At 70.1% G+C, this 14,642-nt stretch carries 18 protein-coding genes, 1 tRNA gene and 1 riboswitch; of the genes, 6 read left to right on the forward strand and 13 right to left on the reverse strand.

Translation table 11 applies throughout. The annotated features are described in order from the left end of the window. Positions 1 to 38 precede the first annotated feature (38 nt). Positions 39 to 2,411, forward strand: a complete 2,373-nt coding sequence (locus ACGFMM_RS21795) for a transglycosylase domain-containing protein (RefSeq protein WP_393648034.1) — start codon at positions 39 to 41, stop codon at positions 2,409 to 2,411. Here the strand turns inward: ACGFMM_RS21795 and ACGFMM_RS21800 are convergent. The 3 genes from ACGFMM_RS21800 to ACGFMM_RS21810 all read right to left on the reverse strand — a co-directional run bounded on the left by ACGFMM_RS21800 (position 2,389) and on the right by ACGFMM_RS21810 (position 3,572). Continuing rightward, positions 2,389 to 2,709 carry a DMT family transporter gene (locus ACGFMM_RS21800; protein ID WP_393648035.1) on the reverse strand — a complete coding sequence of 107 codons (321 nt, stop codon included), beginning with the start codon at positions 2,707 to 2,709 and terminating at the stop codon, positions 2,389 to 2,391. The genes ACGFMM_RS21795 and ACGFMM_RS21800 overlap by 23 nt on opposite strands. A 50-nt stretch (positions 2,710 to 2,759) precedes the next feature. Then, a riboswitch (guanidine-III (ykkC-III) riboswitch) is annotated at positions 2,760 to 2,830 on the reverse strand. 46 nt (positions 2,831 to 2,876) lie between these two features. After that, a complete protein-coding gene (locus tag ACGFMM_RS21805) occupies positions 2,877 to 3,215 on the reverse strand; it encodes a GroES family chaperonin (protein WP_393648036.1) in 339 nt (112 codons plus the stop codon). 36 nt (positions 3,216 to 3,251) lie between these two features. After that, positions 3,252 to 3,572 carry a DUF3618 domain-containing protein gene (locus ACGFMM_RS21810; protein ID WP_393648037.1) on the reverse strand — a complete coding sequence of 107 codons (321 nt, stop codon included), beginning with the start codon at positions 3,570 to 3,572 and terminating at the stop codon, positions 3,252 to 3,254. A 122-nt stretch (positions 3,573 to 3,694) separates the two neighbouring features. On the opposite strand from ACGFMM_RS21810, the gene bcp reads away from it, so the two are divergent. Then, on the forward strand, positions 3,695 to 4,162 hold the full coding sequence (bcp, locus tag ACGFMM_RS21815; protein ID WP_393648038.1) for a thioredoxin-dependent thiol peroxidase: 468 nt from the start codon (positions 3,695 to 3,697) through the stop codon (positions 4,160 to 4,162). Between the two features lie 35 nt (positions 4,163 to 4,197). Continuing rightward, a tRNA-Leu gene (locus ACGFMM_RS21820) sits at positions 4,198 to 4,281 on the forward strand. A 1-nt stretch (position 4,282) separates the two neighbouring features. Here the strand turns inward: ACGFMM_RS21820 and rdgB are convergent. The 4 genes from rdgB to ACGFMM_RS21840 form a co-directional block, all read right to left on the reverse strand. Then, complete coding sequence (rdgB, locus tag ACGFMM_RS21825) at positions 4,283 to 4,888, reverse strand: RdgB/HAM1 family non-canonical purine NTP pyrophosphatase (RefSeq protein ID WP_393648039.1); 606 nt, start codon at positions 4,886 to 4,888, stop codon at positions 4,283 to 4,285. Positions 4,889 to 4,938: 50 nt separating this feature from the next. Continuing rightward, positions 4,939 to 5,325 carry a hypothetical protein gene (locus tag ACGFMM_RS21830; RefSeq protein WP_393648040.1) on the reverse strand — a complete coding sequence of 129 codons (387 nt, stop codon included), beginning with the start codon at positions 5,323 to 5,325 and terminating at the stop codon, positions 4,939 to 4,941. Positions 5,326 to 5,414: 89 nt separating this feature from the next. After that, on the reverse strand, positions 5,415 to 6,146 hold the full coding sequence (gene rph, locus ACGFMM_RS21835; RefSeq protein ID WP_393648041.1) for a ribonuclease PH: 732 nt from the start codon (positions 6,144 to 6,146) through the stop codon (positions 5,415 to 5,417). A 98-nt stretch (positions 6,147 to 6,244) separates the two neighbouring features. Then, complete coding sequence (locus ACGFMM_RS21840; RefSeq protein ID WP_351898403.1) at positions 6,245 to 6,478, reverse strand: PTS glucose/sucrose transporter subunit IIB; 234 nt, start codon at positions 6,476 to 6,478, stop codon at positions 6,245 to 6,247. A gap of 201 nt (positions 6,479 to 6,679) precedes the next feature. Between ACGFMM_RS21840 and ACGFMM_RS21845 the strand changes: the two genes are divergently transcribed. Together ACGFMM_RS21845 and ACGFMM_RS21850 are read left to right on the forward strand one after the other, a co-directional pair. Beyond that, the gene (locus ACGFMM_RS21845) at positions 6,680 to 7,981 is read left to right on the forward strand and encodes a PTS transporter subunit EIIC (RefSeq protein ID WP_393648042.1); all 1,302 of its coding nucleotides are present in this window, start codon (positions 6,680 to 6,682) and stop codon (positions 7,979 to 7,981) included. 309 nt (positions 7,982 to 8,290) lie between these two features. Next, positions 8,291 to 9,556, forward strand: coding sequence for a PTS transporter subunit EIIC (locus ACGFMM_RS21850; RefSeq protein WP_393648043.1), 1,266 nt, complete (start codon positions 8,291 to 8,293; stop codon positions 9,554 to 9,556). 77 nt (positions 9,557 to 9,633) lie between these two features. Here the strand turns inward: ACGFMM_RS21850 and ACGFMM_RS21855 are convergent, their stop codons facing one another. After that, on the reverse strand, positions 9,634 to 10,386 hold the full coding sequence (locus tag ACGFMM_RS21855) for an MBL fold metallo-hydrolase (RefSeq protein WP_393648044.1): 753 nt from the start codon (positions 10,384 to 10,386) through the stop codon (positions 9,634 to 9,636). A gap of 213 nt (positions 10,387 to 10,599) precedes the next feature. Here ACGFMM_RS21855 and ACGFMM_RS21860 point away from each other — a divergent pair, with 213 nt between their 5' ends. After that, positions 10,600 to 11,085, forward strand: a complete 486-nt coding sequence (locus ACGFMM_RS21860; protein WP_393648045.1) for a type II toxin-antitoxin system PemK/MazF family toxin — start codon at positions 10,600 to 10,602, stop codon at positions 11,083 to 11,085. Positions 11,086 to 11,132: 47 nt separating this feature from the next. Here the strand turns inward: ACGFMM_RS21860 and ACGFMM_RS21865 are convergent, their stop codons facing one another. From ACGFMM_RS21865 to ACGFMM_RS21885, 5 genes are all read right to left on the reverse strand, one after another. Further along, positions 11,133 to 12,083: a PLP-dependent cysteine synthase family protein gene (locus ACGFMM_RS21865; RefSeq protein WP_393648046.1), complete on the reverse strand. Its 951-nt coding sequence runs from the start codon at positions 12,081 to 12,083 to the stop codon at positions 11,133 to 11,135. Position 12,084: 1 nt separating this feature from the next. Beyond that, positions 12,085 to 12,363 carry a MoaD/ThiS family protein gene (locus ACGFMM_RS21870; protein ID WP_393648047.1) on the reverse strand — a complete coding sequence of 93 codons (279 nt, stop codon included), beginning with the start codon at positions 12,361 to 12,363 and terminating at the stop codon, positions 12,085 to 12,087. A gap of 90 nt (positions 12,364 to 12,453) precedes the next feature. Beyond that, the gene (locus tag ACGFMM_RS21875; protein WP_393648048.1) at positions 12,454 to 12,552 is read right to left on the reverse strand and encodes a putative leader peptide; all 99 of its coding nucleotides are present in this window, start codon (positions 12,550 to 12,552) and stop codon (positions 12,454 to 12,456) included. A gap of 111 nt (positions 12,553 to 12,663) precedes the next feature. Then, positions 12,664 to 13,083, reverse strand: a complete 420-nt coding sequence (locus tag ACGFMM_RS21880; protein WP_393648049.1) for a Mov34/MPN/PAD-1 family protein — start codon at positions 13,081 to 13,083, stop codon at positions 12,664 to 12,666. Positions 13,084 to 13,173: 90 nt separating this feature from the next. Then, entirely contained in the window at positions 13,174 to 14,607 is a 1,434-nt protein-coding gene (locus tag ACGFMM_RS21885) for an amino acid permease (protein ID WP_393648050.1), read from the reverse strand. Positions 14,608 to 14,642 lie beyond the last annotated feature (35 nt).

Consider the following 14,642-nt stretch of genomic DNA (forward strand, 5'->3'; position numbering starts at 1 on the left):
TAAGAGGCTTCTGTCCGATTCACGTGCAATATGTGCGCATGCGCGACGAGTCACCGCAGCCCGGCTGGGCGCCCCGCGACCGGACGGTGCACGTTCCCCCCGCTCCCCCCGCCCCTCCCCCCACCCCACGACGCCGGCGGCTCCGCCGCCTCCTCCAGGCCTTCCTGCTCGCCGCGCTGCTGCTGCTCGGCGGCTTCGCCGCCGGGTATCTGCTGGTCGACATCCCGGCCGCCAACGCGACCGCGATCGCGCAGTCCAACGTCTACCTGTACGCGGACGGCAGCCCTCTCGCCCGCGACGGCGAGGTCGACCGGGAGAACGTCCGCCTCGCACGGATCCCGGCCGCGCTGCGGCACGCCGTCCTGGCGGCCGAGGACCGCGACTTCCACTCCGAGCGCGCCGTCGACCCGCAGGCCATGGTCCGCGCCGCCTGGAACACCCTCAGGGGCAAGGGCACGCAGTCCGGCTCGACGATCACCCAGCAGTACGTCAAGAACTACTACCTGGGCCAGGAACGAACGGTCACCCGCAAGGCGAAGGAGTTCTTCATCGCGATCAAACTGGACCGCGAGAAGAGCAAGGACGAGATCCTCGAGGGGTATCTGAACACCAGTTACTTCGGCCGCAACGCGTACGGCGTGCAGGCCGCCGCCCGCGCCTACTACGGCCAGGACGTGGAGACCCTCGACACCGCGCAGAGCGCGTACCTCGCCGCACTGCTCAACGCCCCCAGCGCGTACGACGTCGCCGCGCAGCCCGGGAACCGGGCGAAGGCCGTCGCCCGTTGGCACTACGTGCTCGACGGCATGGTCGGCGAGCGGTGGCTGAGCCGCGCCGAGCGGGCCGCGCTGCACTTCCCCGCCCCGCGCAAGGCACGCCCCGCGACGGGGCTGTCCGGGCAGCGCGGCTATGTCGTCCAGGCCGTCGAGGACTACCTGACGGGCCACGGCATCCTCGACGAGGACACCCTCGCCACCGGCGGCTACCGGATCACCACCACCCTGGAGCGCGACAAGCAGGAGGCGCTGGCCCGCGCGGTCGACCAGCACGTCACCTCCCGCCTCGACCGCGACGGCAACCCGGTCGACCGCAACGTCCGCGTCGGCGGCGTCGCGGTGGTGCCGGGGACGGGCCGGGTGGTCGCGATGTACGGCGGCATCGACTACACGAAGCAGTACGTCAACAACGCCACCCGCCGCGACTACCAGGTGGGTTCCACGTTCAAGCCGATCGTCTTCGCGGCGGCCGTGGAGCACGGCGCGCAGACCCAGGACGGCCGCCCGATCACCCCGCACGCCTACTACGACGGCAGCGACCGCCGCCCGGTGGAGGGCTGGAGCGGCCCGCCGTACGCCCCGGAGAACGACGGCGGCGGCTCGTACGGACCCATCAGCGTCAGCGAGGCCACCGACAAGTCGGTGAACTCGGTGTACGCGCAGATGGCCGTGGACGTCGGCCCGGCGAAGGTGCGCAAGACCGCCGTCGCACTCGGCCTCCCGGCGAACACCCCGGACCTGACCGCCTCCCCGTCCATCGCACTGGGCCCCGCGACCGCGAGCGTCCTCGACATGGCGGAGGCGTACGCCACGCTCGCCAACCACGGCGAGCACGGCACGTACACACTGGTCGCCTCGGTCGAAAAGGACGGCCGGGAGGTCGGACTGCCCGGCTCCCCGCGCCGCCGGGCCATCTCCCGGGAGGCCGCCGACACCACGACGGCGATGCTGCGCGGGGTCATCGAGGGCGGCACGGGCACGGCGGCGCTGGCCGCCGGGCGGCCGGCCGCGGGCAAGACGGGAACGGCGGAGGAAGGCAAGGCGGCCTGGTTCGCCGGCTACACCCCGGACCTGGCCACAGTGGTGGCGATGATGGGGCAGGACCCCGTCACGGCGGCACAGAAGAGCCTGTACGGGGCGCTCGGCCAGCCGCGGATCTACGGCGGCGGCGCGCCCGCCGAGATCTGGGCGCAATTCACCCGCGAGGCCCTGGAGGGCACGGAGCCACGGGACTTCGACCTGCGGCCCGCCCCCGGCATGGAGGACCTGGGGCCGGTCCTGGACGGAACGCGGGACCCGCTCGGCGCGGGCATGGGGGCCACGACGCCGGGGCAGCAGGACCCGCGGGCGGAGCAGGAACTGCTCGGTCCGCAGCCGCCCGGCGGCGGGGCCCGGCCGCAGCGGCCCGTCCCGCCGCGGCAGAACCAGACCCCCGGGACCGCGGACGGGACCGTGCCGCGTACGCCGTCCGTGCCGGACGGGCCCACGTCGCAGACCCCCTCCGCGGGCCGGACGGACGGCGCACCGCCCGCGCCGCCGCCCGCGCCGCCCGTCCCGCAGAGCGGACCCGGCGGACCTGACGGACCCGCAGGAACGGGCGGACCCGGCGGCCCTAATGGCCCGACGTCGCCTTGAGACCGACCACGGCCACGAGCAGCAGACAGACGAAGAAGATCCGGGCGGCGGTGGCCGGTTCGCCGAGCACGGCCATGCCGAGCACCGCCGCCCCGGCCGCGCCGATGCCGACCCACACGCCGTAGGCGGTGCCGATGGGCAGGGTCTTGGCGGCGTGCGAGAGCAACAGCATGGAGGCGACGATGCCGGCGGCGGTGAAGACGCTCGGCCACAGGCGGGTGAAGCCGTCGGTGTACTTCATGCCGACGGACCAGCCGACTTCGAGGAGACCGGCGAGAACGAGGAGAACCCAGGCCATGACGACGTACTGCCTTCCGCGAGACGGACAACGGATCAACGGTGAGAACCGGTGCGTCGTCTTTGCCTTGGGCCCGGTACGGCGCGTCTCGTCGGGTGTCTCCACGGTAGCAAACAAAGGCGAAAGGGCCTGGTGACCATGGTCACCAGGCCCTTGAGGGCTTACTGCTACAGATACAGGCCCGTCGAGTCCTTCGTGCCCTCGAAGCGGTCGGCGGCGACCGCGTGCAGATCGCGCTCGCGCATCAGCACGTACGCGATGCCCCGCACCTCGACCTCGGCGCGGTCCTCCGGGTCGTACAGCACCCGGTCCCCGACCTCCACCGTCCGCACGTTCTGGCCGACCGCGACGACCTCCGCCCAGGCCAGCCGGCGGCCGACCGCGGCCGTCGCCGGAATGAGGATGCCGCCGCCGGAGCGCCGCTCGCCCTCCGGGGTGTCGGTGCGGACCAGCACCCGGTCGTGGAGCATCCGGATGGGCAGCTTGTCGTGGGTGTTCTCGCTCACGTCTCGAACCTACACGCCCGGCGGGTCATGCTCCGGTCAGCCCTTGCCCTTGCGCCCGGAGAACGCGATCAGACCGACCACGCCGACGACGGCGAGCGCCACCGGCACCACGCGCTCCAGGCGCGGGCTGCCGTCCTCGTGGGTGAGCCGGGCCTTCACGTCCCCGACGCAGCGCTGCACCGCCGCGAACGCGCGGCCGGCGGTCTGGTCGACCGAGGACACGACCTTGGCCTTGGCGTCCCCGACGATCGTCTTCGGATGCATCCGAATCCCGATCTCGTCGAGCGTGACGGCGAGCTGCTCGCGCCGGCGGACGATGTCCGCCTCGATCTGCGCAGGGGTCCTGGCCTCCGACACCGCGCTGCCTCCGTAGTCGTAATCGGTCGTTGACGCACAGTCTCTCAGCTCTGCCGCACAAAGGTGGCGGCAGACCCCCATTAGTCTCGTGTGGCGTACGCGTACATCTTGTGAGGAGAGCCATGAGCGAGCGACTGCAGCCCGGCGACACCGCCCCCGCCTTCACCCTGCCCGACGCGGACGGCAACGAGGTCTCGCTCGCGGACCACAAGGGCCGCAAGGTCATCGTCTACTTCTACCCGGCGGCGCTCACCCCGGGTTGCACCAAGCAGGCGTGCGACTTCACCGACAACCTCGAGGTGCTCGCCGGCGCCGGCTACGACGTGATCGGCGTGTCGCCGGACAAGCCGGAGAAGCTGGCGAAGTTCCGGGAGAAGGAGCACCTCAAGGTCACGCTGGTCGCCGACCCGGACAAGCAGGTCCTGGAGGCGTACGGCGCCTACGGCGAGAAGAAGCTGTACGGCAAGGTGGTGACGGGCGTGATCCGCTCGACGGTCGTCGTCGACGAGGAGGGCAAGGTCGAACGCGCCCTCTACAACGTGAAGGCGACCGGCCACGTGGCGAAGATCATCCGCGACCTGGGGATCTGAGCGGCTGCCCGGCCAGTAGCATGACCGGGCAGCGAGCGGCCGTGGTGGAATTGGCAGTCACGCTGGGTTTAGGTCCCAGTGGGGTAACACCCGTGGGGGTTCGAGTCCCCCCGGCCGCACTTACGAGACCAGCTCCCGCACCACAGGCACCAGCGCGCGGAAGGCCTTGCCGCGGTGGCTGATGGCGTTTTTCTCCGCCGGGGTCAGCTGGGCGCAGGTGACCTCGTGGCCCTCGGGCTGGAGGATCGGGTCGTAGCCGAAGCCGTTCGTGCCGACGGGCTCGTGGCGCAGCACGCCCGGCATGCGGCCTTCCACCACGCGCTCCGTGCCGTCCGGCAGGGCGAGCGCCGCCGCGCAGGCGAAGTGGGCGCCGCGGTGGGGGCCGTCGATGTCGGAGAGCTGGGCGAGCAGCAGGTCCAGGTTGGCGCGGTCGTCGCCGTGCCGGCCGGCCCAGCGGGCGGAGAAGATGCCGGGGGCGCCGTTCAGGACGTCGACGCAGAGGCCGGAGTCGTCGGCGACCGCGGGCAGGCCGGTGGCCTGCGCGAGGGCGTGGGCCTTGAGCAGGGCGTTCTCGGCGAAGGTGACGCCGGTTTCCTTGACGTCGGGGATGTCGGGGTACGCGTCCGCGCCGACGAGCTCGAGGTCGAGGCCGGCGTCGGCGAGGATCGCGTGGAGTTCCTTGATCTTGCCTGCGTTGCGGGTGGCGAGGATGAGTCGTCGGGTCATGCCTCGATTATCCGGGCCGGGCACGGCGTCGTCCGGGCCCGGGGCGGCGGCTAGCCCGGGGTGCAGACCTTGGCGATCTCGCCGGCCGCGTCGGTGATGGGCTTGATGTCCGGGGTGGTGTCGCCGTTCTTCACCGCGCCGCGTACGGACTCGACGCCCTTCGTCAGGTCGTCGATGGCCTTCGAGAGGTCCGCGTTGTCCGTGGTCTTCTCGAGGTTGCCCAGCTCGGTGTCGATGGCGTTCAGCGACTCCTCGATCTGCGTGGGGTCGTTGGAGGCGGTGGAGACGGCCTGCTGGAGCTTGTTGACGGAGGTGGCGATGGCGTCGGCGGTCTTGACGCAGTCCATCGCCGTGTCGAGCGCGCCGCAGCCGGTGAGGGCGGTCGTCAGTGCGGCTGCCGTGGCGACGGCGAGGGCTATGGAGCGGCGGCGCTTCACGTTCGGGTCCTCCCCCTGGGGGTGTACACATATGGACGGGGCGCACGGTTCGACCCGTGCGCCCGTACTGATTCAGACGCCTTGGCGTCCTACAGAGTTCCTTCGAGGGCCTTGCGCTGGATCTCGGCGAGTTCGGCGCAGCCGCCGGAGGCCAGGTCGAGCAGGGCGTTGAGTTCCTTGCGGTCGAAGGGCTCGGCTTCGGCGGTGCCCTGGACCTCGACGAAGCGGCCGTCGCCGGTGCAGACGACGTTCATGTCGGTCTCGGCGCGGACGTCCTCCTCGTAGCAGAGGTCGAGGAGGGGGGTGCCGTCGACGATGCCGACGGAGACCGCCCCGACGGTTCCGGTGAGGGGCTTCCTCCCCGCCCTGATCAGCTTTTTGCCCTGTGCCCAGGCGACCGCGTCCGCCAGCGCCACGTACGCGCCGGTGATGGCGGCCGTGCGGGTGCCGCCGTCGGCCTGGAGGACGTCGCAGTCGAGGACGATGGTGTTCTCGCCGAGCGCCTTGTAGTCGATGACGGCGCGCAGGGAGCGGCCGATGAGCCGGGAGATCTCGTGCGTGCGGCCGCCGATCTTGCCGCGGACGGACTCGCGGTCGCCGCGGGTGTTGGTGGAGCGCGGGAGCATCGAGTACTCGGCGGTGACCCAGCCCTCGCCGCTGCCTTTGCGCCAGCGCGGGACGCCTTCGGTGACGGAGGCGGTGCAGAAGACCTTGGTGTCGCCGAAGGAGACGAGGACGGAGCCCTCGGCGTGCTTGCTCCAGCCGCGTTCGATGGTGACCGGGCGGAGCTGTTCGGGCGTGCGGCCGTCGATTCGAGACATGCCCTGAGCCTAGCCCCCATGGGGAAGGGCCCGTTCCCCTGCCGGAACGGGCCCTCGTCGTGGTGGGTCGGCGCGCTGGGCCGCTCACTTCATGTCGCTCACATCATGTCTTCGATGTCGGCGGCGATCGGGTCCGCGTCGGTGCCGATGACGACCTGGATGGCGGTGCCCATCTTGACGACGCCGTGGGCGCCGGCGGCCTTCAGGGCCGCTTCGTCGACGAGGGACGGGTCCACGACCTCGGTGCGGAGGCGGGTGATGCAGCCCTCGACCTCTTCGATGTTGTCGATGCCGCCGAGGCCGGCGACGATCTTCTCAGCCTTGCTGGCCATGTGTTTCTCCCTGTCCGTTCTGCGCACCGGCGGTCCGCTTTGCACCGCTTGGTCACGGTAACCCACGGTTGGCCCAACTGTGCTCGCGGGTGCCGCCGTTCTGCCGAATGATGACGATCACCGGAAGCCTGTCCCGGCGGGCTTCGGGAGCCTACCGCAACTGGTCTACACCAGTTTTACAGGGAGGACGGCAGTACGCCGATGAGCAGCGACAGCGCCGCCGCACCGCCGAAGAAGTCCTGGGGCAGCGGGCTCTTCCAGGGCCTGCAGAAGATGGGCCGCAGTCTGCAGCTGCCGATCGCGGTGCTGCCGGCCGCCGGCATCATCAACCGGCTGGGGCAGCCGGACGTCTTCGGCGCGGACGGGCTGGGCTGGGACAACGTCGCGAAAGTGATGGCGGGCGCGGGCGGCGCGCTGCTCGACGGCAGCCTCGGCCTGCCGATGCTGTTCTGCGTCGGCGTCGCGATCGGCATGGCGAAGAAGGCGGACGGCTCCACCGCGCTCGCCGCGGTCGTCGGCTTCCTCGTCTACTACAACATCCTGCGCCAGTTCCCCGAGGACTGTCCGCAGGGCACGGTGGACGTCAACGGCGGCTGCCTCGCGCCGGAGCAGGTCTTCAGCGGGTACACGTACCAGAACCCGGGGGTGTTCGGCGGCATCGTCATCGGCCTGCTCGCGGCCTGGTTCTGGCAGCGCTACCACCGGGTGAGGCTGGTCGACTGGCTGGGCTTCTTCAACGGCCGCCGGCTGGTCCCGATCATCATGACGTTCGTGGCGATCGCCTTCGCCTCGCTCTGTCTGTGGGTCTGGCCGCCGATCGGCGACGGGCTGGAGAACTTCAGCGACTGGCTGGTCGGTCTCGGCGAGTGGGGTGCGGGCATCTTCGGTGTCGCGAACCGCGCGCTGCTGGTCATCGGCCTGCACCAGTTCCTGAACGTGCCCATCTGGTTCCAGTTCGGCACGTACGAGAAGCCGGACGGCACGGTGGTCCACGGCGACATCCCGATGTTCCTGGCGGGCGACCCGGAGGCCGGCCAGTTCCTCACCGGCTTCTTCCCGATCATGATGTTCGCGCTGCCGGCCGCGGCGCTCGCGATCACGCACTGCGCCAAGCCGCACCGCCGCAAGCAGGTCGGCGGCATGATGCTCTCGGTGGCGCTGACCTCGTTCGTCACCGGCATCACCGAGCCGATCGAGTACTCGTTCCTCTTCATCGCGCCGGTGCTGTACGCGATCCACGCGGTGCTCACCGGCGTCTCGATGGCGGTGACCTGGGCGCTGGGCGTCAAGGACGGCTTCAGCTTCTCGGCCGGTCTGATCGACTACGTCATCAACTGGAACCTCGCGACCAAGCCGTGGCTGATCATCCCGATCGGTCTGGCCTTCGCGGCGGTCTACTACGTGATCTTCCGGTTCGCGATCACCAAGTTCGACCTCCCCACCCCGGGCCGCGAGCCCGAGGAGCTGGAGGAGGAGATGGATCGGGACGCCACGAAGGCGTAGCCCCGAGAGGCCTCCCCCACCTAGCCCGGAGAGGCCTCCCCCACCCCCTTCCGCAGCCTTCCTTCACAACGGCGCACGCCCCCGCAGGGCCCTCGGACCGCATGGTCCGGGGGCCCTGTGCCGTACCCGTCCGTCACCGTCCGGGCACGCAGAATTCGCAGGTTCCTTATCTAAGTCTCACGTGCTACAACTGGTCTACACCTCTCAATGGTGTAGACCACGCGGTCCAGACCACCGCGTTCCACGAGACGCCGCCGTCACCCCCTTTTCCCTGTCCTCTGGCGGCGCCTTGCCTAATGGAGGAAGTTGATGAGTACGGCTACCGCCCAGGCCGCCGCTCCCGCGAAGAAGCGGGGCTCCGGTCTGTTCCAGGGCCTGCAGAAGGTCGGTCGCAGCCTGCAGCTGCCGATCGCCGTGCTGCCGGCCGCGGGTATTCTGCTCCGCCTCGGCCAGCCCGACGTGTTCGGCAAGGACGGCCTCGGCTGGGACAAGGTCGCCTCCGTGTTCGCCACGGCGGGCGGCGCTGTCTTCGACAACCTGCCCCTGCTGTTCTGCATCGGCGTGGCCATCGGCTTCGCCAAGAAGGCGGACGGCTCCACGGCGCTCGCCGCCCTGGTGGGCTTCCTGGTCTACAGCAACGTGCTGAAGGCCTTCCCGGTCACCGAGGCCGTGGTCAACACGACCGCCAACAAGGGTGTCGACGTCGCCGCGACGTACAACAACCCGGGCGTGCTCGGCGGCATCCTCATGGGTCTCATCTCGGCCGTGATCTGGCAGAAGTACCACCGCACCAAGCTGGTCGACTGGCTGGGCTTCTTCAACGGCCGCCGGCTCGTCCCGATCATCATGGCCTTCGTCGGCACCCTGGTCGGCGTGCTGTTCGGCCTGCTGTGGGAGCCGATAGGCGAGGCCATCTCCAGCTTCGGCGAGTGGATGACGGGTCTCGGCGCGGCCGGCGCCGGTCTGTTCGGTCTGATCAACCGCGCGCTGATCCCGGTCGGCATGCACCAGTTCGTGAACACCGTCTCCTGGTTCCAGATCGGCGACTTCACCAACGCCGCCGGCGAGATCGTGCACGGCGACCTGAACCGCTTCTTCGCCGGTGACCCGAGCGCCGGACTCTTCATGTCGGGCTTCTTCCCGATCATGATGTTCGGCCTGCCGGCCGCCGCGCTCGCCATCGCGCACTCCGCCCGCCCGGAGCGCCGCAAGGCCGTGATGGGCATGATGCTCTCGCTCGCGCTGACGTCCTTCGTCACCGGCATCACCGAGCCGATCGAGTTCACCTTCATGTTCATCGCGCCGCTGCTGTACGCGATCCACGCCGTCCTCACCGCCGTCTCGATGGCCGTGACCTGGGCGTTCGGTGTCCACGCGGGCTTCACCTTCTCGGCCGGCGCGATCGACTACCTGCTGAACTGGAACCTCGCCACCAAGCCGTGGATGATCATCCCGATCGGTCTGGTCTTCGCGGCGGTCTACTACGTGGTCTTCCGCTTCGCGATCACCAAGTTCAACCTCCCCACCCCGGGCCGCGAGTCCGACGAGGAGCTCGAGGAGCTCACCAAGGCGTGAGCCGTACCCGGCCGCGACGCGAAGGCCCCGGAACCCTCAGGGTTCCGGGGCCTTCCCCGTACATGCGAAAAGCGTCCTCAGATCTCGTACACCGCGCCCGCCCGGGCCAGTTCCACCGGGCCGTCGTACACCGCGCGCGCGTCCGCCAGGTTCTGCTCGCCGTCCGTCCACGGCGGGATGTGCGTCAGCACCATCCGTCCCACTCCCGCGCGGGCCGCCGAGGCGCCCGCCTCCCGGCCGTTGAGGTGCAGGTCCGGGATGTCCTCCTTGCCGTGCGTGAACGACGCCTCGCACAGGTAGAGGTCGGCCCCGGTGGCCAGGTCGTCCAGCGACGCGCTGACCCCGGAGTCGCCCGAGTACGTCAGCGCCTTCCCGCCGTGCTCCACCCGGATGCCGTACGCCTCCACCGGATGACAGACCCGCTCGGTGCGCACCTGGAACGGGCCGATGTCGAAGGCGGCCGACTTCAGGGTGCGGAAGTCGAAGACCTCGCTCATCGCGCCGGGCGTCGGGATGTCCGCGTACGCCGTGGTCAGCCGCTGCTCCGCGCCCTCGGGGGCGTACACCGGGATCGCGTCGCAGCGGCCGCCCTCGTGGCGGTAGTAGCGCGCGACGAAGTAGACGCACATGTCGATGCAGTGATCCGCGTGCAGATGGCTGAGGAAGATCGCGTCGAGGTCGTACAGACCGATGTGGCGCTGCAGCTCGCCGAGGGCGCCGTTGCCCATGTCGAGGAGCAGCCGGAAGCCGTCGGCCTCGACGAGGTAGCTCGAGCAGGCCGATTCCGCGGACGGGAACGACCCTGAGCAGCCGACGACGGTGAGCTTCATGTAGCGGGAACCTCCGTGGACGGGCGTCCGGGGACGGGAGCGGGGATGTCGCTGAGGGGGAGGTCGTGCGGTCTGTCGAGCGTACGGCGCGGTGGCCTGAGTCGCTCCTTCGCAGTGGCCCGTTGTGGGGCAACTCACGGGGTCTGTCACCGGTTCGGATGGACGGCGGGGCGGCCCGGCGCGGACGAGCGGGCACCGGTACGGTCTTGAGGTATGGACACGTCGTGGTGGCCGGCGCTGGCGGCGGTCGTGGTGATCGCGCTGGTCGTCGCGCTCGCCTGGGGGTCCCCCCGGACGAAGGCCGGGGGAGGCTGGGGCCGGTCGCGCCGCCGGCCAGCCGGCCGCACCCGGCCTCCGGGCCGGCCGCGGGGTCCGGAGCGGGAACCCGGGCGGCGGCCGAAGCCGGGTGAGATCTGGTGGGCGCAGGTGCCGTACGAGGACGGGCCGGGCTCGAAGGACCGGCCGTGTCTGGTGCTGTCGCTGCGCGGGGACGCGGCGCTGGTCGCGAAGATCACCAGCAAGTACCACGACGAGCGGCCGGGGGTGATCGCGCTGCCGCCGGGCTCGGTGGGCGACGCGGAGGGCCGGCCGAGCTTCCTGGAGACGGACGAGCTGCGGGAGGTGGCGGTGTGGGAGTTCCGCCGCAAAGTGGGAACGGCGGACCCGGTCGTCTGGGACCAGGTCCGCCATCTGGCGTGAGCGCGCGAGCGCCTGAGCGCGTAACCGCGTGAGCGGGGCCGGAGGCCCTACGCCCAGAGCTGGCCCTGGAGCGTCTCGATCGCCTCTTCCGTCGTGGCCGCCGTGTAGACGCCCGTCGACAGGTACTTCCAGCCGCCGTCGGCGACGACGAAGGCGATGTCCGCGCTCTCGCCCGCGGCGACGGCCTTCTTGCCGACGCCGATCGCCGCGTGCAGCGCCGCGCCGGTGGAGACGCCCGCGAAGATGCCCTCCAGCTGGAGGAGTTCACGGGTGCGGGTGACCGCGTCCGCCGAGCCGACCGAGAAGCGGGTGGTCAGCACGGAGGCGTCGTACAGCTCCGGTACGAAGCCCTCGTCGAGGTTGCGCAGGCCGTAGACCAGGTCGTCGTACCGCGGCTCGGCGGCGACGATCTTGACGTCGGGCTTGTGCTCGCGCAGGTAGCGGCCGACGCCCATGAGGGTGCCGGTGGTGCCGAGGCCCGCGACGAAGTGCGTGATCGACGGCAGGTCCGCGAGGATCTCGGGTCCGGTCGTCGCGTAGTGCGCGCCCGCGTTGTCGGGGTTGCCGTACTGGTAGAGCATCACCCAGTCCGGGTGCTGCGCGGCCAGTTCCTTGGCGACCCGGACCGCGGTGTTGGAGCCGCCGGCGGCCGGGGAGGAGATGATCTCCGCGCCCCACATCGCCAGCAGCTGGCGGCGCTCCTCGCTGGTGTTCTCCGGCATGACGCAGACGATGCGGTAGCCCTTGAGCTTCGCGGCCATCGCCAGCGAGATCCCCGTGTTGCCCGAGGTCGGTTCGAGGATCGTGCAGCCGGGGGTGAGCCGGCCGGACTTCTCCGCCTGCTCGATCATGTGCAGCGCGGGGCGGTCCTTGACGGAGCCGGTCGGGTTGCGGTCCTCCAGCTTGGCCCAGATCCGGACGTCGTCGGACGGGGAGAGCCGGGGCAGGCGGACCAGGGGCGTGTTGCCGACGGCCGCGAGCGGGGAGTCGTAGCGCATGTCAGATGCTGCCGCCGGCCACGGCCGGGAGGATCGTGACGCTGTCGCCGTCGGCCAGCTTGGTCTCGATGCCGTCCAGGAAGCGGACGTCCTCGTCGTTCAGGTACACGTTGACGAAGCGGCGCAGCTTGCCGCCGTCCACGATGCGGGCCTCGATGCCGGCGTGACGGGTCTCCAGGTCGGCGAAGAGCTCGGCGAGGGTCGCGCCGCTGCCCTCGACGGCCTTGGCGCCGTCGGTGTAGGTGCGGAGGATGGTCGGGATGCGGACCTCGATGGCCATGGCTATGGGCTCCTGTCGGGAGGTGGCGTGAAAAGCGCGCGGCTGTGGGCCGCCGCGCGGGTGGTGCTGCTGAGCGCTGGGGCGCCCGGCTCACATCGCGCTGGCGAGACGGCACAGGTCGACGTGCAGCCGCGCCGTGAGCAGCACGCTGCCCGGCGTCGTCACTTCGTTCACGTCGTGGAGAACCATGGGCTCATCGTATCGATTCCCGGTCCGGGTTCCGGAATGTGATCTCGGATACTGGACGATCGCCGCTCAGTTCGTGGACTACGGGGTCTGCGGGGACCCTTCCGCCGCCGCTCAGGACTCCACGACCTCGACCTTCTCCTCCGTGACCTCGCCCTCGACGATCCGGAAGGAGCGGAACTGGAACTCGCCCGCGCCGTCGTGGTCCGCGGTGGAGACCAGGACGTAGTGCGCTCCGGGCTCGTTCGCGTACGAGATGTCGGTGCGCGAGGGGTACGCCTCGGTGGCGGTGTGCGAGTGGTAGACGATCACGGGCTCCTCGTCCCGGTCGTCCATCTCGCGGTAGAGCTTGAGCAGGTCCGCGGAGTCGAACTCGTAGAAGGTGGGCGACCGGGCGGCGTTCAGCATCGGGATGAAGCGCTCGGGGCGGCCGCTGCCGACCGGGCCGGCGACGACGCCGCAGGCCTCGTCGGGGTGGTCCGCGCGGGCGTGCGCGACGATCTTGTCGTACAGGTCACGGGAAAGGGTCAGCATGTCCGACAGGATAAGCAGCCCCGGCATACGGAAGGGCCGCCCCGTACCGAAGGTTGGTACGGGGCGGCCCGGATGCCGAGACGTGCCTGGTTACGAGCGCTTGGCGAAGGCCGCGCCCTGGGGGTTGCGGGCCTTGAGGACGAGGTACGCGACGCCGAGCAGCAGGCCCCAGACGGGGGCGCCGTAGAGGGCGACCCGGTTGCCCTCGTCCATGCCCATCGTCACGACGACCATGCCGATGAAGGCGAGCGAGAAGAGGCTGGCCCAGATGCCGCCGGGGGCCTTGAAGGGCGACTGGGGCAGCTCGCCGCGGTCGGCCTTGATCCGGTAGCGGACCTGGCAGACCAGGATCATGATCCAGGCCCACATGCCGGAGATGGTGGCGAAGGAGACGACGTAGTTGAACGCCTCGCCCGGCCACTGGTAGTTGATCCAGACGCCGACCATCATCAGCGCGGCAGAGAAGGTCGTGCCGACCAGCGGGGTGCCGTTCTTCGTCAGCTTGGTGAAGAACTTCGGGCCCTGGCCGTTGAGCGCGAGGTCGCGCAGCATGCGGCCGGTGGAGTACATGCCCGAGTTGCAGGACGAGAGCGCGGCCGTCAGGACGACGAAGTTGACGATCGCGGCGCCGACGCCGAGACCCATCTTCTCGAAGGCGGCGACGAACGGGGAGACGCCCGGCTTGAACTCGGTCCACGGGACGACCGAAAGGATCATGATCAGCGCGCCGACGTAGAAGACGGCGATCCGCCACGGCACGGAGTTGATGGCCTTGGGCAGGACGGTCTTCGGGTCCTTGGACTCGCCGGCGGTGACGCCGACCAGCTCGACCGCCAGGAAGGCGAACATGACCATCTGCAGGGTCATCAGCGTCGAGGCGATGCCGTGCTCACCGGCGAAGAAGCCGCCGAGGTCCCACAGGTGGGTGAGCGAGGCGGTGTCGCCGGCGTCGGAGAAGCCGAGCGTGAGGATGCCGGCGCAGATCAGGATCATGCCGACGATGGCGGTGACCTTGACCATGGAGAACCAGAACTCGAGCTCGCCGAAGAGCTTCACCGAGATCAGGTTGGCGCCGTACAGGATGATCGTGAAGACCAGGGCGGACAGCCACTGCGGGATGTCCCACCAGTACGTCATGTAGGTGGCTGCGGCGGTGACCTCGGTGATGCCGGTGACGACCCAGAAGAGCCAGTACGTCCAGCCGGTCACGAAGCCCGCGAAGGGGCCGACGAACTCGCGCGCGTACTCCGAGAAGGAGCCCGACACCGGGCGGTACATGAGGAGCTCGCCGAGCGCCCGCATGATGAAGAAGATGACCACGCCGGCGATGGCGTACGCGAGGATCAGACTGGGCCCCGCCTTGGAGATGCCCTTGCCCGCGCCGAGGAAGAGGCCGGTGCCGATGGCGCCGCCGATCGCGATCATCTGGATCTGGCGGGCCCCGAGTGCCCGGTGATAGCCCTCGCCCGCGGAGTCCGCGGCCTCATTGCCGTCGTGCTTCTGGTCGACCTGCACTGAGGTCATGATGGTGCGCCTTTCTCCATGCTTCCTGATCCCCC

Source organism: Streptomyces sp. NPDC048604 (assembly GCF_043199435.1).
Classification (GTDB): Bacteria; Actinomycetota; Actinomycetes; order Streptomycetales; family Streptomycetaceae; genus Streptomyces.